This window comes from Psychrobacter sp. NPDC064578 (assembly GCF_044901245.1).
GTDB classification, from domain to species: Bacteria; Pseudomonadota; Gammaproteobacteria; order Pseudomonadales; family Moraxellaceae; genus Psychrobacter; species Psychrobacter cibarius_C.
Genome location: NZ_JBJDPI010000006.1, coordinates 89,234 through 108,866, shown reverse-complemented (window position 1 = coordinate 108,866; position 19,633 = coordinate 89,234). Strand labels below are relative to the sequence as shown.

Genomic DNA, 19,633 nt, shown 5'->3' with positions numbered 1-19,633 from the left:
ATTAATATTTATCGCATACCTTGATATTAATAGACTGTGAAGCATTTGATATGAATAAAGCAAATCCTATTAATCTTGAAAACCAGTCGACGAGTCGTGGGGGTTTAAGCCCAATAGCAGGCAAAAAACAACTGCTACCTCATAGCTATGCCAGTGAGGCCAAGGGTAAAACAGGATTTTACCGTATTATAAAAGCCGCTGGTTACTCTCTGGACGGCTTTAAAGCAGCTTACAAATTTGAGGCGGCTTTTCGACAAGTATTTTGGCTCAATCTCATATTATTCACGGCTATTATATTGTGCCCTTTCACTATCAGCGTCAAAATGCTGCTGGTCATCGCTTCTTTCTTATCATTAATCGTCGAACTCATTAACACTGGAATCGAAGCCAGTGTCGATCACACATCGACCGCCAAGCATCCACTGGCAAAGATCGCCAAAGATGTTGGCTCTGCGGCGCAATTTTTGGCATTAATGCTGCTATTTATCTTGTGGATGATGGCATTATTGAGTGTTGTATTTTGAAAACATATTCAGCCAATGGAGTCTGGCTTAAACTCCTATGCTTGACCATCATAGCCACACTGTTGTTTGAGCACAGCCAATTAGACATTCATATTAGTGAGCTTTTTTACACTAATGGACACTGGCTACTAGAAAAAGGCACACAACCTTTTGCCTTTATTTTTTATGACTTACCTAAATTGCTACTCATCTTGCTTGGCATTTATCTCATAGCCGTTCTAATTCTGAGACATAAACAGGATTCAGATATCAATCTGGCAATAGAAAATGCTAAGTACGATAAACTGCTCACGCCTTTATCCACGCGTGAAATAAGTTATCTACTGCTTGTTTTAATTGCCGTTCCCAGTATGATTGCGCTACTCAAAGGTGTGACTCATGTCAGTTGCCCCAATCATTTAATACTGTTTGGTGGCGACTTGCCTTATCTAAATATTTGGCAAAATATAGCCGCTAACACGCCTGCCAAGTGCTTCCCAGCGGCTCATGCCAGTGCCGGATTTTCTCTATATGGCTTGGCATTTTTACCCACTCTACATCAGTATCGCTATAGAATATTTGAAATAGTCACGGTCGTAGGATGGACGATGGGACTGTATAAAATGCTGTTTGGTGATCATTTTTTTAGTCATACATTAGTATCGATGCTTCTGTCATTGACCATAACCTGCGCACTTGCAACTCTATTTTTTAAATACCCAGTAGCGAATAAAGCCAACAGTATCAATGCTAATGGCAAAAAATCTGATACGGCAAGCTTTCAAAAATCGTCGAAAACCCAATCTTAGCTGTTAAATAATAGCCAAATTAATAATGATATTCTTATAAAAATAAAGTTACTAAGTATTTGATAAGTAATGTATAAATAGTTATTTCTGACTGACTTAACATTGAGTAACAGCATGGATTGCGCTCGTCGACGACGTTCTTTATTTATCAATAGCCCGCAAAGGAATGTAGCTATGAGCATCCTATCTTTTATTCTAAAAAAATCACATCTCTACCCTTTACTGACACTGACACTGACATTGACATTGACACTGCCATTATTATTAATAAGCGCTGCACATAGCAGCCATGCCGCCAGTTATACCATCAATCCTGCTGGCACCCATGTGCGCTTTGCCATTGAACGCTTCCAATCCCCTGCCACTGCGGGCGGCTTTTATAATGTCCAAGGTCAACTGCAATATGACTCAAGTTTAAAAACTGGCAATATCTCCTTGGTCATTCCGATCAGCTCTCTAAATACGGGAAATAAAGCATTTAACCAGACTTTGACAGGCCCTATATTCTTTGATATGCAACGCTTTCCGTTGGCACGCTTTGATTCTAACAAATGGTATTTTAGCCAAGACAAATCACGCCCAATGGTCACAAAAGTAGACGGTCATCTAACGCTGCATGGCGAAACCCATCCTATTAGCTTAACAGCGACTAAGTTTGACTGTTATCTACACCCTACGCTCAAAAAAGATATTTGTGGTGGGGATTTTACGGCGATGATTGATCGCACCAAATGGAATATCGATAAATATGCGTGGTTTGGCGTCACTAAAAACCTTCACTTAAACATTCAGGTCGAGGCAACCAAACAGTAGCAGTCCTTATCAGCATTAATTTTATGACATTAATTTTTATAGCACTGCTTTTTTAGAGCCTATCCTCATTTTAAAAATGGGCTAAAAATAGCTAAACGTGCTGAGGCGGTACGGAATACGTGCCAACTACGTGAGCCACCATGTCGCGAGAGCCTTCAGAATAAAGCGCAACCTCGCCAACGATTAGTGTGCGCCCAACTTTCATCAACGTACACTCAGCGATAATACGTGCTTCTGCTGAGGGTTTGCGCAGGAAGTTAATGGTCAAACTCGTCGTCACCGTTAATGGCACAATACCTATTTTACCAAGTATCGCCACATAGAGAGCCACATCAGCGATGCTCATCAATACTGGTCCAGAGACCGTACCACCGGGACGCAATTCATTGATACCAATATCGTGTGATAAGGTCGAGCGATTGTCACCGACTGCCTCGATGACACATTTGGTTTGTGGAAATTCCAACGCCATAAAGGCGACAATTTCTTCTTTGGTTGCAGACATATCCCTTCCTTGGATTTTATTATCCTTAATCAATGCACCACTGGCGTACCTTCTGTACTAAATGCAAAGCCTTTATTGCTAAAATTACCGATCATCACCGCCTCAATGACAGGCTTGACCGTCTCATCTATCCCTTCGACTTCGATGATAAAGTTGGCGCCCGATCCGCCTTTATCCTCTTCTTTTTCGACGATATAATTGAGCGTGGCCATTGCTGGAAGCTCAATCGGTTTGGTTAAATAGGATTTTATAAAGGTTCCATCAGTGCCATAGTAGTCAATTTTATTGATATACAGTGATTTTTTTAGCGTGGTATTGCGTACACTCAAAGTCGCTGATAGCAATACTTTACGATTGTCTCTATCGGTGTAGATGTCAGAATAAATGGGCACATAAAAGGTTTGTTTATAGGCAAACTGGCTACGATCAACCGCTGTTGTCATCTCCAGCTCTTGAATAGGGTCTTGATGTTTTTCTGAATACAACACGTTCGGGTCTTGTGGCGTCTGATCACAGCCTGACAACAATGCCATCGTCGCAAGCAACAAGACGGATATAGTGCACTTACTCATAAGTTTCCCCTTTGCCTTTTCATGTCACGGCTGTTGCAAATGTTTATTTGATTTTTACACCGACACTACGCAGAAACTCGTTGATATGCTTGTTAGCACCGTAGATGACCAATACGTCTTTATCTTGCAATACTTGCTCAGGCGCCGCCAAACCTTTAATACTAGGCTTACTTTGCGTACGACCAAAGCTGTCTTCATAATACTCATAGCGCAGGGTACTAAGCAATCGAATATTGAACTTTTGCTCCAATTGCAAGTCATCAACAGTCTGACCAATCAACGACTTGGGAATGCTAATCTCTACCATACTGAAATGATCACTCAGCTCAAACGAGTCGACGAAATAACGTAGCGACAGCCGTTTGGCCCAGCGATTGGCCGCCTCTTTTTCAGGGTGGATAAGGTCGTCCACACCGATAGCTTGCAACACTTTTTCGTGCAGCGGATTGATACTACGACTGATCAAACGTTTTGCTTTTAGGGTTTTAAATAATGCCGTCGCCATGACGTTTGCGCCTTGGTCTTCACCTATTGCGACAATAACGATATCGGTGTCGACAATCGGTAAGCCATTGACGGTATATTCATCCGTGGCATCCATACAGATGGTATGAGAGATGACTTCCTTATACGCCTCAACCTTTTGCATGCTACTGTCAATAGCAATCACTTCGTGCCCCTGACGGGTCAACGCCATGCCTAGCGATGAGCCAAAGTTCCCTAGCCCTACGATGATATATTTCATAACCTTATTAACCTTTTTCAGTATTTTTTAATGATGAAATGGCTTATTTACGACCATTTAATTGATCGTGATTTCTTCAGTTGGATAGCGATAATTGCGCTGGCGTCTATTTTTAAGTAGGGCAATAAAGATGGTCAACATGCTGACGCGCCCAACAAACATAATGACAGATACCACCATTTTGCTAAAATCTGATAACTCTGTCGTCAAATTCAGACTTAATCCCACCGTGCTGTAAGCTGAAAAACACTCAAAAACCACCTTGATTAAATCAAGCTCTGGTTGATCATAGCTGATGAGCGTCACCCCCATACCGATGACCAATAAAGACAGCCACATAATAGAAAATGCACGGCGAATTGAGATGTCAGCAATCTGCCGCTTAAAGACCTCAACATTGGTCTGACCACGTGCCAAACTCAAAGTATTTAACAGTGCAATCGCAAACGTACTGGTTTTGATACCACCGCCCGTCGAGTTTGGCGAGGCACCAATCCACATCAAAAATATCGTCAACATAATCGTGGGAAACGCGAGTTCACCCATGTCGATGGTATTAAATCCTGCGGTTCGCGGCGTGGCAGCAGTAAACAGCCCTGTGACAAGCTTACCGAAAAAACTGCGATGGTCTGCCAGCACATTATTATATTCAAATATCATCACACCGATGAGACCTACCAGCAATAAAGCGCCCGTCGTAATCAAGGTTATGCGGCTATTAATATTGAGCAACCATGGTCGATAAATATAACGCTGATCATGGCGATATATCAGGCGCTCGGCACGATCACGCAAATAACGCAGCACATTGACCACAATGACAAAACCCATGCCACCAAAGATAAAGGTCGTAGCGATAATCAGTTGTAATGGATAATTAAAACGTAGCGCGTCATCATACATGCCAGCGCTAAATGTAGAAAATCCAGCATTACAGAACGCAGAAATCGCATGGAAAACAGAGAAGAATAACTGCTCAGACCAATCCATATCTGGTATGTCATAAATACTGATATAAATGAGTGCCGCAGCCACTGCCTCAACGGCAAATGTCACATATAGGATGGATTTGAGGGTCGATACCACATCACCCATGCCGCGCATGTAAGACATCTCACTGATGCTCGCTTGCGTCTCATAACTGACACCGCCCTTAAAGAAATAACTAAAATACGTCACAAAAGTCAAAATACCCAAGCCGCCGATCTGTATCAGCCCCATGATAATGACTTGCCCAAAAGTTGTGAAATAAGTCGCCGTATCTACCACGATGAGACCAGTCACACAGACAGCACTGGTCGCGGTAAAGAGCGCATCCATGAAAGACAGCGGCTGCGTCGTTGCATTGGGCATCATCAGTAGCAATGCCCCGACCAATACTAATGACAGGAAGCTTAAGATAAAAAACTGTGCAGGGTTTAGAAAGGTACGATTGAGATTAAAATCGTGGTCAGATATTTCACGAATAAAGGTCACAAAGACGGCAATTTTGATGGCAACAAAGCCATCAACAGCGACCGACATCCCAGAGCGCACCAAATCAGTGAAATGCGCTACCAGTAAAATGACAATCGCGATACTGGTCAGTAAGTCAAAGACCGCGACTTTATTTAGAGTCAGCGGCTTTTTGCTATAGAGGTAACGCCCTGCCGTCACAACAAAGCCTAAAAAGATAATCGCCAGATAAAAAATATGGAAAACCTGTTGTAACCACATCGGCAGCGTGAAACCACTGTCTAATAAAGCAATGGCTACGCCGATAATACTAATAACAATCGTGACATTATTTAACAATCGATAACGCTTGGCTGCATGCATCGCCCTAATCCATGATAGGAATAACCACGATATTTATACTCCTTTTTTGTGTTACTCACAAAAACTGATTTGAGATAATCGTAACCAATTATGATGCCCTATTGAACACTCATACCTAGCCATGCTGATTGCTAAAATGGCTGTAGATAAATTATAGATTGGCAGTAACGGTAATATTTACGTTTTAACGAGGTTTTGTGAGGTTGGATTAGATAAAAAATGATCACTGTGAGGGTCGCATAGTGGCATTTCTATATAGTGACATTTTTCCATGGCTACATTTTTGGATAGTTGCAGTGCAAACATATGCCCTAGTAAGTTCATTAGTTTATAGGTTGGCGTATTTATGAGCGCTATATCCTAATAATCATCTTTACGTAGTTTCTGTCGATGTGGTCGCCATTTTCACCCCGCCCCATGTCACCAAACCAACGCCCAGTGCGATCAATGAAGCACCCAAAAACAGCCCTTCTGGCGGCATCTCACCCTGCAAAAAAATAGCCACTGGCACACCGACAACTGCGCCGACCGAGCCTAATAAACTTAATAAAACAGGACCGCCGGTTTTTTGTAATAAAAACAACAATAAGAATTGACCCGCAAATACGGCGGCTTGTATGCCAATCAAACCTAGCGGCAACCAGTCTAGCGGCATTTTGACTGAAAAATTAGGCAACACACTAAATGACAGCAGCAACAGCGACGCCGCGATTAGCATACCTGGCGCGAGTGCACTAGGCGACGCTTTATCAGGCCAGCGTAAGGTGCGATATATATTACCAATAGCCAATAATACTGGCCCGCAAAGCGCGATCAAAATCCAAAAAGTACTGGCGTCTGGCGTCGAAAACTTACGCGCTGCCAATACTCCTGCGCCAAGAAGCGCCGCGGCCACACCCAAAGCGCGGACGATATTAAATCGCTCCATCCTCAGTGCCAATGCGCCAAGATAAGTCAGCAATGGTGGAAGCGAGATAATGAGCGCGACGAAACCTGCCCCCACATGTGGAATAGCCGAAAACAGTAGTAAATTAGAACCTGCAACACTGATGAGCGCCGCCACAAAATAGTATTCAAAGCTACGCGCATTTAAGGGAGGTAATTCATGGCGTATTAATGCAACGATCAATAAAATAGCAGCAGCGCCCGTGATGGACCAAAAGAGAAATGCCAGTGGTGTAACACCTATCTCACCAGCATATTTTGCCAAATTGGTAGAAAGACCAATCAGACCTCCTCCGCCTAACAAGCAAGCAAAAGGGATGAGCCATGTGCTGGTGTTGCGAGAAGCTTGCTGTTCTAAAGACTCACTCATCAACTATCCCATTGGATGGTGACGCTGATGACGATAGCTCATCAGACAAACCTAAATCTAAACCCTGTACCGCCTTATGTGCTGCGTCGATAGCACCAGCAATATAACCAGGAAACGCCTCTGACCATTCGCTTGCGCTACCCGTTAGGCAGTTTTGCCATGCACCTGTATTCGGCTTAGCAGTAGGTGCGCCAGCATGTTGACCTGCGCCACTGGCATCAGCAAGCGTTGCGGTCAATGAATCTTGCGCCCAGTCTTTCAGATACTCAGCCGTTGGCGTCTCTGCCTGTGCACCAAATAAACGTACCAACTGCGCTCGGCAATGGGCTTTTAGCTCCATTTCTGAGACGCTTTGACGGACGTGAGCAGGAACCCCAAAGAAGCCAAACAATGCACCTTCGCCCTCTACCAAGGACGCATCATGAATCTCAGTAAGTGGCCCTATTGCACTTCGCGCTGAACCCGATAGTCCTTGATTCCGCCAAAAGGGCGACTCATAAACCGCCACATATTTGGCATGTGGCGCCATCCATGTCGCGGTCTCTTGCCATTCTGTTATCAACGCCTGTGGTAAAGCAGGTTCAAACTTGATGTTACTCGCCGCCAAACGAGGCGGTAGCGCAAGGAGCACATGCTGCGCGTGATAAGTAGTTATTTGACCAGCTGTCATCTGTTCAGAGCTGCATTCGCTTTCTATGCTGATACAGCGCTCAGTCTTGATTACACGCTTTACGATTTGCCCCGTGATAATGCGCGTAGGATTTAAGCGCGCATACAGAGCATCAGTCAAGGATGCCATACCACCGACGAGACGCATAGACGGTGGCGAGCTTTGATAGCCTTGGGTGCGGATAGGTAACTTATCGGCGGCACGTTCCACCATCATGTCACCGTCCTCGAACTGCGCAAAACGTGGTAAATCTAATGCCTCGATAAGACTGCTCAACTGCGGCTGATACTCTGGCCAAAACCACGATGGCCCTAAATCAAAGCCATCGTTTGATTTTTCATGATCGACACTTTGACTACTAGCATTCTGATCTACTGATGATTTCGCAACAGCGATGCGCCCACCCAATCTATCACGCGCCTCAAGCAATATATAATCGATGCCTCGTTGCTCTAACAAAAACGCTGCATATAAGCCACTCAAACCACCACCGATAATTGCAATAGGTAGGTTTTGCATAACAAATCATTCCTGCTTAGTTGAAGATTTTTCAGTACTCAGTATCGAAGTTATTCAGCCAACAACTTGGTAAGCAGCTCGTCTATCTCAACCTTAAACTCTTTATCTTCAATCTTATTAGCCGTAATTTTGGCATTCTGTAGATTTAGGATAGCCGCATCCTTTTCACCCATTTCGATCTGTAGAACCGCCATAGAAAAAGCAATCGATGACATGTGGTCTTTTGAATTGATCGCAGTCGCTTTGGCTAAGGCCTTGTCATAAATAACTAAGGCTTCGTCTAAATCTTCGGTAAAGTCAGCCAATGTTTCCCACTGTTCTGGATGGTCTTTATCGGTATTTTCATTATCATTACAAATGGCTTCTAATTCGGCATAAAACCCATCAAATGCTGCTTGATTGCCTATACGATCAGCTTCCAATAACTCTTCAGCTAAGGTATAAATTGCTTTATAAATTTTGGTATTAATCATTGCTCATAACCTTTTATGAATTAGGATCTATGGTACTTGTTTTTCAGCCAAGAGTACTTGGCGAATATTACTTGGTAAACAGTGCTTAGCTGGGATTATAACGCAATTCCACTAGCCAAAATGACTGACACAAAAAAAGGATGCGATAGTCGATATCGCACCCTTTTTATTCATCAAACTACTAATCATTTTTTATCTGCTTAAAAGCTCATTATCTTGGTGGTTTGATCGACCATTAGCGCCCCGATATCAGCAGGATCAGCAGCACTCACGCCTTCAATCAGAGCCGATTGGTCAATACCCTTACCCGGTAGATAAAGTGCACAAACCTCAACCTTGGTGTTGGTATTTTTCATAACCATTTGCATCAAACCCTGTGGGCTCATATTTTTAGGTGGTTGTGCTGTGGTCACACTTTTGGGTGCGTCACGGAGTGCCATATCACCGGCTGGACCGCAGAGCAATACTCGAGTATTGGCACCTTGCTGCGCGGATTGCATAGTTAGCACCATCGACATGAGCTGCACTTGAGCATACTCTGATGTCACATTTATCAACACCGATGCCGTCGGTTTTTTATTCTCTGGAATGACGTCACTCTTTTGTGACATAGCGTTGGTCGCTGTACAGCCAACCATCAGTGAGGCGGCGCTTATAGCAAGTGCAGTAGCAACTATCCGTTTCATCATCTTCTCCATTTATCAACAATCATTAAAATCATCATTATTAAATTATACACTAAAATATATTAATAAAAGGTATAATATTATTTATGATAAGAAAGTTATGATAAGAAATACAATCTGTGGCGTGTCCTCATTTTGAGAAGAAAACAATAAAGCACTGAGATCAACTCAGTTCGCGCCAGTGCAACCACAACCGCGTATCAAGCTCAAACTGATGATACTCAGGCTCCATATGACAGCATAATTGATAAAACGCCTTGTTATGCTCATGCTCTTTAAAATGCGCCAACTCATGCACGACAATCATGCGCAAAAACTCAGGCGGCGCTTCTTGAAACAAGCTCGCCACGGTGATGCTGTTATGAGATTTTAGCTTACTACCCTGTATGCGAGACTGGGTGGTATGAATACCTAACGCATGTTTGAGGACCGTTAATTTACTGCTATAGCTGACATTCGATAACTGTCCCACTTTGCGCATATATTGGTTTTTTATCTCATTGATATACTGATAAAGCGCCTTATCACTTTTTATTTGGTGCTGAGTGGGATACTTTTTTTCTAGATATGCGCCCAATTTACCATCGCTAATCAGCAATGCCGCTTGGGTCTGAACTTGCTCAGAATAATGAGCGATGTACTTTAATGTGGTCACAAACTTATCCTTTGCTAATATTTCGAAACTGATAATCCGAAACGTATCTTTATATATTTTACCCTATATCTACTTATTTTATTTTTCATAAAACAACCCCATAAGCTGCATTCAACTTATGGGGTTGTTTGTTACGATATTTTTACTTAAGTGTTTTTACTTAAATATTCAGGACGTGTTGATAAATCAATTAACGCTCTAGATGTAGATACTGCAAATGGCGCTCGTACTGATTTAAGATATCGACCAACACTTGCTCTTTGGAGTAACCAACCAAGTCATACTCTTGTGAGCCTTCACTTAAGAACACTTCCGCACGATAATAGTACTCTGCATTCTTAGTTGAGGTGCTCAATGTAAAGTTAGGACGCTCAGCTTTAATCAAATTCACTTCATAAATAAAGTCGTCTTCATCGCCATGTCCAACTCGCAATTTTAGACCATCTATTTGACCGCTACTCTCATCCATGCCTTCATCTATATCTTGTCCGATATGTTCAGGGTTACGGATGTCCAAAGAGGTTTTTAGACCGCCTGCCGCAAATTCTTTTTCAACTTCCGTCATGGCAGGTCTAACCACATTTTGTAAAAAGCGTTCAACTTGTGCATGTCTAGGGAAACTGACAATGCGTTGCAAGCGTGCTTTCCAGCTCTTACCACTATCCAGCACATTAGCCGTACCAATCGTACTGGCCTTACGTTTATTACCTTCCTCTTTTAGCGACTTCCACATTGACATCATATAAAGTACAAGGATAAGCGAGAATGGCAAACCAGCAATCACAGACACTGACTGCAATGACGCAAAGCCACCTGCAAATAATAATCCTAAAGTGATAAGACCCGTTGCTGCTGCCCAAAATAGACGCAACCAAACAGGAGCATCAGTGTCATTGGTCATGCCGCGCGAGCTCAAATTCGCTAATACTAACGCACCTGAGTCAGCTGAAGTCACAAAGAATACTAAACCAATGACCACACCAGCGAATGATAAAACGTCACTGTAAGGAAAATACTCAAACAAGGCAAACATACCCATGGCAGCATCATTGACAGCGATTTCACCAAGTTCGGTCGCCCCATTGGCAACCAAGTCTATAGCCGAATTACCAAAGATAGAGAACCATGCAAAAATGAAACCAAGCGGAATAAACATCACGCCAAAGACAAACTCACGCAAGGTACGACCACGGCTAATACGTGCGATAAATAGACCAACAAACGGTGCCCAAGCGACCCACCATGCCCAGAAAAAGATTGTCCAGCCTGATTTCCAGTCGGCACCAGCAGTACCGTCATAGGCATATACATCAAAAGTTTTAAAGAGAATGGTTTGGAAATATTGACCGATATTTTGGGTAAAGGTATTCAGCAAATACACCGTATTACCCATCACCAATATGGCGATTAATAGTAATATCGACGATAGCATATTAAATTCAGATAAGCGGCGGACGCCCTTTTCCACACCTGTCATCGCCGAAATAGCTGCAGCAGCAACGACACCTACAATAATAAGCGTCTGGACTGTTTTGCTAGATTCAATACCAAAAACATGGGTCAATCCAGCATTGGCCTGCAATACCCCAATGCCTAAACTGGTCGCAATACCCATTAAGGTGCAAACAACACCAAAGGTATCAATGCCATCGCCAAGCCAGCCCTTGATTAAACGCTCGCCAAAGATAGGCGTCAGTGGTGAACGCAGCGCCAATGGCATATTTTTACGATACGCAAAGTACGCCAATGCCATACCGATTAAGGCATAAATACCCCAACCGTGTAGACCCCAATGTAAAAAGGTTTGCGCAAGTGCTTCACGCATGGCTTCTGCACTGGCAGGCTCCAGCCCCGTATGCGGCGTTAAATAATGCATCAATGGCTCAGAGGCACCAAAAAACAGTAAATCAATACCGATACCCGCAGAGAACAGCATCGCGGCCCATGCTAGGAAAGGAAACTGGGCTTTTTCGTGGTCTTGCCCAAGCTTGATGTCGCCGTATTTAGAAAAACCAACAAATAGTGCAAATATACTATAAGCGGCAACCACCAGCATGTAATACCAGCCAAAACTCTCTGATACCCATGCCATGCTTGAGCTTAACAATGTCTCACTATAATCTGGAAACGCAATCGTCCAGATAATTAATAAAATAGAAATAATAGCTGAACCTAAAAAAACCGTCTTGTTTAGAGTCAGGGGTTTCGTCGCATCTTTTGATGGCGAGCTGTACATAAAAGACCTCAATAGGTAAATTAAACAGGGTCTGATATTGATTTGTCCGTCATAACTTGAGGACTGTATGACGCACAAAGCAGTACCAATAAATGAAAACTGCAATGTAAATAAAAAATTAAATGACAATCAAAGGCAGCCACAACAGTATTAAAAATACTTAATACATTAGTGCTGATGAAAAAGACCTTTGCGTGGAAAGGTCTTCTTATTGAAATTGCTTATATATTTCATTGCCTAATAGCTCATATAGCTCTTTATACAGTAGAGCGGTAAGCGCGCATCGGCTCAGTTCTAAGCGGTGCACCATTGGCAACGTAATAATCTACGGTCGAGCGTGGTAGCTGCTTGCCGCGCATCTTATCGACGATTTTTTCTGCCAACATAATGGTGGTCGCGTTTAGATTACCACTGATGATATTTGGCATAATCGACGCATCAACGACGCGCAAGCCATCGATGCCATGTACGAGTCCTTCGCCATTGACGACCGAATCATTACCTTCACCCATCGCACAAGTACAAGACGGATGATAAGCCGTTTCACTATGATTACGAACATATTCGTCTAGCTGCGCATCGGTCACCAAGTCATCGGTTGGCGCAATCGAGCGACCACGATAAGGGTCGAGCGCTGGCTGATGCATAATTTCACGGGTGATGCGCATTGCCGCACGGAACTCGTGCCAGTCTTGGTCGTGAGACATATAGTTAAACAAGATGCTCGGATGCGCGCTTGGGTCTTTTGAGGTCAGCTTGACGCGACCCCGACTTGGCGAGCGCAATGAGCCCACATGCGCTTGGAAACTGTGTGACTTCACTGCACTACGACCATCGTAGCGCACTGCTAATGGCAAGAAGTGGTACTGGATATTAGGATGGGTAAACTTCTCATCGGTACGAATAAAACCGCCACCTTCGAACTGATTTGACGCGCCAAGTCCTGTGCCATTGAACAACCACTCGGCACCGATGGCAGGCTTATTCCACCATTTATTGGCAGGCGCAATCGAGACCGGCAACTTACATTCGTACTGCATATACAGCTCTAAATGATCTTGTAGATTATTACCAACACCCGGTAAATCTAAAATCTCATTGACACCCAAATCTTTGAGCCATTGACCAGGACCAATACCAGAGCGCTGCAATAATTGCGGCGAGGCAATCGCACCTGATGAAACAATCACTTCACGAGACGCATGGAAGTTCTTGGTCTGACCTTGATGCTCTACTTTGACACCGACAGCACGTTTGCCATCAAATAAGATCACGTCAGTCAATGCACCCGTTAAAATGGTGATATTGCTACGCGGTTTGGCGCGGTCAAGATAGCCACGAGCCGTTGAGGCACGGCGACCATTGGGCGTCACAAAGCGATCCATCGGCCCAAAGCCTTCTTGTTGATAGCCGTTTAAATCATCCGTGCTTGGATAGCCTGCTTGCACGCCTGCTTCGATCATCGCTTGGAACAGCGGATTGACTCCTGGCTTTGAAGTGGTCATCTCGACGGGACCACCGACGCCATGATAGTCATTTTCACCAGCATCGCGATTTTCTAATTTTTTGAAATACGGCAGGCAGTCCAAATACGTCCAGTCTTCTAAGCCTTTGATTTTCGCCCAATCGTCAAAATCCAAGGCATTACCACGGATATAACACATCCCATTAATCAGAGACGAGCCACCTAACCCTTTACCGCGACCACAATCCATGACGCGGTTATTCATATAGGGCTCAGGATCGGTTTTATAACCCCAGTTATAAGTAGTACCTTGCAACGGCATAGCGAGCGCTGCTGGCATCTGCGTGCGAAAGTCTAAGCGATGGTCTGGACGACCCGCCTCTAACAGCAACACCTTAATGTTGGCATCTTCGGTCAAACGGGTGGCCAGCACATTGCCTGCTGAGCCTGCACCGACGATGATGTAGTCATATTCAGGTGTGGTTGATGTCATAAAACGCTCCATAATATTAAAAAATCCATCATTTCATATCAGTAAGGCGGTGCCAAAAGGACAAATTAGTCCTAATAATTCAGCCTTACCGTTTTAAAAATTTCACAGCACAAGTGATTAAAATACCGATTCAAACTTACCAAGCTCTACTTGGATAGATTTGGTCTGCGTATAATGCTCAAGGGCTTCAATGCCGTTTTCGCGGCCGATACCTGAGTGCTTATAACCGCCCACTGGCATTTGTGCAGCCGACTCGCCCCACGTATTTAACCAGCAGATACCCGCTTCAATTTGAGCGATGACTCGATGCGCTCGGGTCAAGTCAGCAGTCACGACCCCAGCTGCCAATCCATACTCGGTATCATTGGCACGGCGAATCACTTCTTCTTCAGTCTCATAAGTCAATATCGACATCACTGGACCAAAGATTTCTTCGCGTACGATAGTCATATCGTCGCTACAATCGGTAAATACAGTTGGTGCGACAAAGGCGCCATTTGCAAGCCCTTCAGTCGTAACACGGTCGCCGCCTGTTAGCAGACGAGCACCACTCGCTTTTCCTTGCTCGATATAGCCAAGTACTCTTTCCATATGTGGGAAGCTGACCAATGGACCCATATTAATATTTTCGTCCATCGGATCGCCCAATTTAATACGCTCGACACGCAATAATATGGCTTCTTCAAACTTAGCTTGCAGTGCTTTAGGGATAAACACGCGCGTGCCATTGGTACAGACTTGACCACTGCTATAGAAGTTCGCCATCATCGCAATATCAGCGGCGGTATCGATATCCGCATCATCAAATATAATCAAGGGCGACTTACCGCCAAGCTCTAATGTCACATCTTTAAGCGACGAAGATGCGGCACTTTCCATCACTTTTTTACCCGTTGGTACGCCGCCCGTAAACGAGACTTTGGCGATATCAGGATGCTGTGTTAACGCTTCGCCGACTTTATAATCGCCTTGCACAACGTTAAAGACGCCATCTGGCAGACCCGCTTCTGTCAATATTTCTGCCAGTTTTAGCGCCGTTAAAGGCGTGACTTCAGATGGCTTGAAAATCATCGCATTCCCAGCAGCTAGTGCTGGTGCTGCTTTCCACATCGCGATTTGAATCGGATAGTTCCACGCGCCGATACCTGCGACGACGCCAAGTGGCTCGCGGCGAGTATAAACAAAGCTAGTATCACGCAATGGAATCTGACGACCTTCAATCATCGACGCAAGCCCTGCATAATACTCAACCACATCAGCACCAGTCACGATATCGACATATTTGGTTTCAGAGAGTGCTTTGCCCGTGTCTTTGGTTTCAAGCAATGCAAGTACATCGTTGCGCTCACGTAATATCGCAACCGCCTTTAGCAAAATACGACTGCGCTCAACCGCCGTCATTGCCGCCCAAACCTTTTGACCTTTTTGTGCCGCTTTTACGGCTTCATTAATCTGTTCACTGGTCGTTTGCTGAACGGTAGTTAACACTTCACCCGTGGCTGGATTGATGTCTTCAAAAGTAGCAAGCGATTCGTCGATTGCTAAGTAACGACCATTAATATAAGCAGTTTGTATTTGTTTTAAATCAATGATGTCTGTTAAGTTGTTTAGGTCTGTTTTTGAATCTGTCATGCGGTGCTCCTATTAACGACTGGCAAAAGCCTTATAAACAAGCTAATGCTAAATGATGTCTTCATGGGTTAAATGTTTAAAATAAATTTATATAGCCTATTGCTACAAGCCTGTCTTTCAATGCTTTTTTAATAAAAAAGCTTATTTGATCAATCATTTAAGAACAATATTTTATTCATTATCAGGTTGCGTCATTTTTATCAAACGCTTATGAATAGAGGTTTTATCTGAGATACTAATCCCCGAAAAATCAGAGAGCCAAATACCATCAGCCACCAGACGCACCATACATAAGGTTTCGGTATTGTCGGTTGCTTGATGTTTCTTTAATTGCGCATTTGCCCACTTGGCCCACAACTCACGTAACTCGCTATCGCCTAGCATCAATACATATAAGGTTGCTTGACTATCGAGCTCTTCCTGCCCCTTTTCGCCTAAGCTAATCGTGGCATTGATATAAGCACGAGTAAAAGAGCCGTAACGCACAGGGTCTTCTGCCATGGCTTGATTAACTTCTGCCTCAAACCTAGCCATCGCATCATGAAACACTTCAAGAATGAGTGCATTTTTAGTGGTGAAATGATGCATCACCCCGCCTTTGGTCACCCCGACCGCATCAGCAACCGCCTGAAAGGTCACTTTTGATAAGCCCTGCTCTAACGTGATTCGCGCTGCCTGATCTAGTAGCGCACGACGGACAACTTCGGGCTGTTTTTTACGTTTGTAAGCGTTTTCCATTTCCATATCAGTGCACCACAGAATTAGAGAATAAGTTCATCACCACGACACCACCCACAATCATAGCGATACCAACCACAGCTGCTGTATCAAGACTTTGCTTAAAAAACATCAAGCCAACGAGCGATGTCAGCACAATTCCCAACCCGCCCCATAGTGCATAAGCAATACCAAGCGGTATGGTTTTGATGGTTTGTGTCAATAAGTAAAATGAGATGGCATAAAGCACACCCATAATCAGGGTCGGCACCAAACGCGTAAACTGCTCTGACTTGACTAAAAAGGTTGTGCCAACCACTTCGCAAATGATGGCGATGGCTAGATAACCGTAGGCAATAGTGGTGGGACTCATAATTAGGTTACCTGTTTCAGGTTGATCACATATTAATAATGTATATACATTAAAGAAACCATACGGTCGGTATTCTATAGAAATATTCTAGCAATGTGAAGGGCTGTTTATGAATTTTTTGTTTCGAGGGAGGTACAGATTGCTTTACTATTCAAAAAGATAGTCGACTTGTCTAATCAAATTAGCGCTAGATTTTATATCCAACTTACATAAATAAGGGTTTTGACCACTTTTAGCCATTTTTAGCCCATTTAGAGATTTATCGATTGAATTGAAGACACGCCCTAGTCAAAAAATAATATTTTAGCGGTCAAAATTTGCCAAAACAGCCCGCTTTATAAGGGATTACTGGTTATTTTTCACAGTTAACAACAATATTTATAATTAATGGCATAATAAGGTTGACAGCCTATAACAACTTGGCTAAAATGTGCCCCACATAACGCAAACAAGACAAGCAATAGCGCTTATCTAACTTATCGTTATACCAACTTATTCTCCAATAGCTCAGTTGGTAGAGCAACGGACTGTTAATCCGTGTGTCCCTGGTTCGAGCCCAGGTTGGAGAGCCATATACTAAAAACCTTCATCATTATTTGATGAAGGTTTTTTTATGGTTGCCGTTTTCAATTAAGAAGATAGTCGCAATCTTAGGGCGTGTCCTCATTTTAAAAATGGTGAAAAAAATGAGATAAATTGCCGTCAAACAAGGACAGTAACGCAAATAATATCGAGAGATTAATAAACTATTTGACGATGTTTGGCAAAATTTAGCCATTTTTAGCCCATTTAGAGGTTAATCGATTGAATTGAGGACACGCCCTAGTACGATTGGCATGGCTACGGTGTTCTTTTAGGCGTTTTTGTTGTATGGTAAGGATAGTTTTGATTGGGTTAGTTTTTGTCTGAGTGCTTTACTCCTACTCACTAAAAATAATGGTTTATTATGATACCTGTACGTGTGAAAAATAAGTTTTCTGATCATCCGCAAAAAATCATGCGCCCGATCAGTATTCGTTTGTCTGAAGAGATGATTTCGCTATTAGAAGCCACTTCAAAAGAGTTGGGGTTTAAACGCATCCAAGGGCTTATTCGTTTATATATTCGTCAAGGGCTTGACCGCGATCATCAAGACTACACCCTAGCCCATGACGAGGTGTTCATCGAAAGCCTGCGTAAACGCGGGGTCAGCCAGCGTATTATTGATGAGGCCATTGTTGTGACCCACAATAATAATATTACTCACTCATTATCTGAGCTGCAAGAAAATGACCAAGCTCATGACTAACTATTCAAACAGTCGTTAGCTGTTACAGCTGTTAATAAAAAAGACTGAGTTTGCTTAACGGCACTCAGTCTTTTTTTGTGGGCGTAATAAAAATATCTATTGTGAATAAAAATACCGATCATGATTGCTTGTCAAAACTTATTATAAATAGTACGTCTCCTGCCCCTTTTTTCTGTCATATAACAAAAATATGCCTATTTTGCTTGCGATACAGCATTTAGCGATAATTAAACACAACCTTTCATCAAACGAGGTATATTAAGAAAACGCTCATTATTTTGTTGTCATTCTTTATTATCCATAAAGATTTTTAAGGAGGTGTACGATGGCGAGTTTACATCAACGCTTAAATAAAGCTTTGTTATTGACGATTGCCTTAGCGATACTACCAATCGTTTCTGGTTGCTCACAGCCAACCGCTGATCCAACCAAAAAAACCATACCGACCAACTCTGACCAGTGGCAGAAAAAACTCGGCACGACTTTTGAGCAGTTACCTCAATCTGAGCAGCAGTTACTCAGCCGCTACATGTTGCGAATGAAACTCAGCGGTGCCTATGAGTCGGGGGCGATGCCGCGTACTACTATCAAGCAAGCCCTTGTGCAGCAGCGTGAATACGAACGACTACATCCAAACAATCCAACAGGTAAAAAAAGCCCCATCGTCAGCAGCCAGCCAGCTTATAGTGCCAATGCGCAGAACTACCCTGTCGCTCTACTACCAGTCAAAACCAGCGATAGTGACAGCTTAAATCAAGTAAAACTGCAATTTATGCTCTCTAATCACGGCAAGGTCGCCATTCAAAGCTTTAAGGGCACACTGACCATGCAAGATGCTAACTTGGCGCAGGGCAAAAGCTTTAACGTACCACTAACACAGTTTGACCCGCCTATTAAACCAGAGCAGTCTGGCAAGATCATCATCGAGAGCAGTATTGAAGACATCAACGTTATGCGTGCCATTAAAAACACCAAAGACTTGACCATCATGATCAGTAAAGGCACATTGATATTGGAGAATGGGCAGGAAATTAAGTTTGATGAGTCGCTAATGAAATAAAAAAGTGCTGCAGAGTATTTATAAAATTATAGGATAAATATCCAGCATAAAAAAAGCCCCAATCATCACTGATTGGGGCTTTTTTCGAATTTGGAGGAGACGGAGAGATTCGAACTCTCGAAGGGCTACAAACCCTTGTCGGTTTTCAAGACCGGTGCATTCAACCACTCTGCCACGTCTCCATTTGTGCGTTATTATAGCGATATAACATAAGAATGCAAGCAATTAATTGAACGAATTTAAATTATTTTGATGCTATCGTTGATTCAGTTTAAAAGAGAGTCAA

Annotated in this window: 19 protein-coding genes and 2 tRNA genes; 6 read left to right on the top strand and 15 right to left on the bottom strand. The window is 43.2% G+C overall.

Annotated features, from left to right (window positions below):
* Positions 1 to 50 precede the first annotated feature (50 nt).
* From ACI2JM_RS08670 to ACI2JM_RS08660, 3 genes are all read left to right on the top strand, one after another.
* Positions 51 to 524, top strand: coding sequence for a diacylglycerol kinase (locus ACI2JM_RS08670; RefSeq protein ID WP_404643573.1), 474 nt, complete (start codon positions 51 to 53; stop codon positions 522 to 524).
* 41 nt (positions 525 to 565) lie between these two features.
* Positions 566 to 1,312, top strand: coding sequence for a PAP2 family lipid A phosphatase (locus ACI2JM_RS08665; protein WP_404643571.1), 747 nt, complete (start codon positions 566 to 568; stop codon positions 1,310 to 1,312).
* Positions 1,313 to 1,486: 174 nt separating this feature from the next.
* Complete coding sequence (locus tag ACI2JM_RS08660) at positions 1,487 to 2,125, top strand: YceI family protein (RefSeq protein ID WP_404643569.1); 639 nt, start codon at positions 1,487 to 1,489, stop codon at positions 2,123 to 2,125.
* 91 nt (positions 2,126 to 2,216) lie between these two features.
* Here ACI2JM_RS08660 and ACI2JM_RS08655 read toward each other — a convergent pair whose 3' ends face one another.
* The 14 genes from ACI2JM_RS08655 to ACI2JM_RS08590 all read right to left on the bottom strand — a co-directional run bounded on the left by ACI2JM_RS08655 (position 2,217) and on the right by ACI2JM_RS08590 (position 16,999).
* On the bottom strand, positions 2,217 to 2,630 hold the full coding sequence (locus ACI2JM_RS08655) for a PaaI family thioesterase (RefSeq protein WP_045447171.1): 414 nt from the start codon (positions 2,628 to 2,630) through the stop codon (positions 2,217 to 2,219).
* Positions 2,631 to 2,659: 29 nt separating this feature from the next.
* Complete coding sequence (locus ACI2JM_RS08650) at positions 2,660 to 3,202, bottom strand: DUF3124 domain-containing protein (RefSeq protein WP_193008713.1); 543 nt, start codon at positions 3,200 to 3,202, stop codon at positions 2,660 to 2,662.
* Between the two features lie 43 nt (positions 3,203 to 3,245).
* Positions 3,246 to 3,947, bottom strand: a complete 702-nt coding sequence (locus ACI2JM_RS08645) for a TrkA family potassium uptake protein (protein ID WP_045447178.1) — start codon at positions 3,945 to 3,947, stop codon at positions 3,246 to 3,248.
* 57 nt (positions 3,948 to 4,004) lie between these two features.
* Positions 4,005 to 5,765, bottom strand: a complete 1,761-nt coding sequence (locus ACI2JM_RS08640) for a TrkH family potassium uptake protein (RefSeq protein WP_060491613.1) — start codon at positions 5,763 to 5,765, stop codon at positions 4,005 to 4,007.
* Positions 5,766 to 6,138: 373 nt separating this feature from the next.
* Positions 6,139 to 7,080 (bottom strand): DMT family transporter, encoded by a 942-nt coding sequence (locus ACI2JM_RS08635; protein ID WP_404643566.1) that lies wholly within the window; start codon positions 7,078 to 7,080, stop codon positions 6,139 to 6,141.
* Positions 7,073 to 8,269, bottom strand: a complete 1,197-nt coding sequence (locus tag ACI2JM_RS08630) for a flavin monoamine oxidase family protein (protein WP_404643564.1) — start codon at positions 8,267 to 8,269, stop codon at positions 7,073 to 7,075. Before ACI2JM_RS08630 ends, ACI2JM_RS08635 begins: the two co-directional genes overlap by 8 nt.
* A 50-nt stretch (positions 8,270 to 8,319) precedes the next feature.
* Positions 8,320 to 8,742, bottom strand: a complete 423-nt coding sequence (locus tag ACI2JM_RS08625) for a tetratricopeptide repeat protein (RefSeq protein ID WP_201560321.1) — start codon at positions 8,740 to 8,742, stop codon at positions 8,320 to 8,322.
* Between the two features lie 200 nt (positions 8,743 to 8,942).
* Positions 8,943 to 9,428, bottom strand: a complete 486-nt coding sequence (locus ACI2JM_RS08620) for a hypothetical protein (protein WP_404643562.1) — start codon at positions 9,426 to 9,428, stop codon at positions 8,943 to 8,945.
* A 163-nt stretch (positions 9,429 to 9,591) separates the two neighbouring features.
* On the bottom strand, positions 9,592 to 10,083 hold the full coding sequence (locus tag ACI2JM_RS08615) for a M48 family metallopeptidase (RefSeq protein WP_045447188.1): 492 nt from the start codon (positions 10,081 to 10,083) through the stop codon (positions 9,592 to 9,594).
* A 190-nt stretch (positions 10,084 to 10,273) separates the two neighbouring features.
* Positions 10,274 to 12,319 carry a choline BCCT transporter BetT gene (gene betT, locus ACI2JM_RS08610; RefSeq protein WP_060491617.1) on the bottom strand — a complete coding sequence of 682 codons (2,046 nt, stop codon included), beginning with the start codon at positions 12,317 to 12,319 and terminating at the stop codon, positions 10,274 to 10,276.
* A 257-nt stretch (positions 12,320 to 12,576) separates the two neighbouring features.
* On the bottom strand, positions 12,577 to 14,277 hold the full coding sequence (betA, locus tag ACI2JM_RS08605) for a choline dehydrogenase (RefSeq protein WP_404643560.1): 1,701 nt from the start codon (positions 14,275 to 14,277) through the stop codon (positions 12,577 to 12,579).
* 117 nt (positions 14,278 to 14,394) lie between these two features.
* The gene (gene betB / locus ACI2JM_RS08600) at positions 14,395 to 15,909 is read right to left on the bottom strand and encodes a betaine-aldehyde dehydrogenase (protein WP_404643558.1); all 1,515 of its coding nucleotides are present in this window, start codon (positions 15,907 to 15,909) and stop codon (positions 14,395 to 14,397) included.
* A 171-nt stretch (positions 15,910 to 16,080) separates the two neighbouring features.
* Positions 16,081 to 16,653: a TetR/AcrR family transcriptional regulator gene (locus ACI2JM_RS08595; protein WP_404643556.1), complete on the bottom strand. Its 573-nt coding sequence runs from the start codon at positions 16,651 to 16,653 to the stop codon at positions 16,081 to 16,083.
* Position 16,654: 1 nt separating this feature from the next.
* Positions 16,655 to 16,999, bottom strand: coding sequence for a multidrug efflux SMR transporter (locus ACI2JM_RS08590; protein WP_055125113.1), 345 nt, complete (start codon positions 16,997 to 16,999; stop codon positions 16,655 to 16,657).
* Between the two features lie 496 nt (positions 17,000 to 17,495).
* On the opposite strand from ACI2JM_RS08590, the gene ACI2JM_RS08585 reads away from it, so the two are divergent.
* The 3 genes from ACI2JM_RS08585 to ACI2JM_RS08575 all read left to right on the top strand — a co-directional run bounded on the left by ACI2JM_RS08585 (position 17,496) and on the right by ACI2JM_RS08575 (position 19,347).
* Positions 17,496 to 17,571 (top strand) — tRNA-Asn (locus tag ACI2JM_RS08585).
* Between the two features lie 374 nt (positions 17,572 to 17,945).
* A complete protein-coding gene (locus tag ACI2JM_RS08580) occupies positions 17,946 to 18,287 on the top strand; it encodes a hypothetical protein (protein WP_055125114.1) in 342 nt (113 codons plus the stop codon).
* A 325-nt stretch (positions 18,288 to 18,612) separates the two neighbouring features.
* Positions 18,613 to 19,347 carry a hypothetical protein gene (locus tag ACI2JM_RS08575; protein ID WP_060491620.1) on the top strand — a complete coding sequence of 245 codons (735 nt, stop codon included), beginning with the start codon at positions 18,613 to 18,615 and terminating at the stop codon, positions 19,345 to 19,347.
* A gap of 91 nt (positions 19,348 to 19,438) precedes the next feature.
* On the opposite strand, the gene ACI2JM_RS08570 is transcribed toward ACI2JM_RS08575, so the two are convergent.
* Positions 19,439 to 19,529: transfer RNA gene (locus tag ACI2JM_RS08570), tRNA-Ser, on the bottom strand.
* Positions 19,530 to 19,633 lie beyond the last annotated feature (104 nt).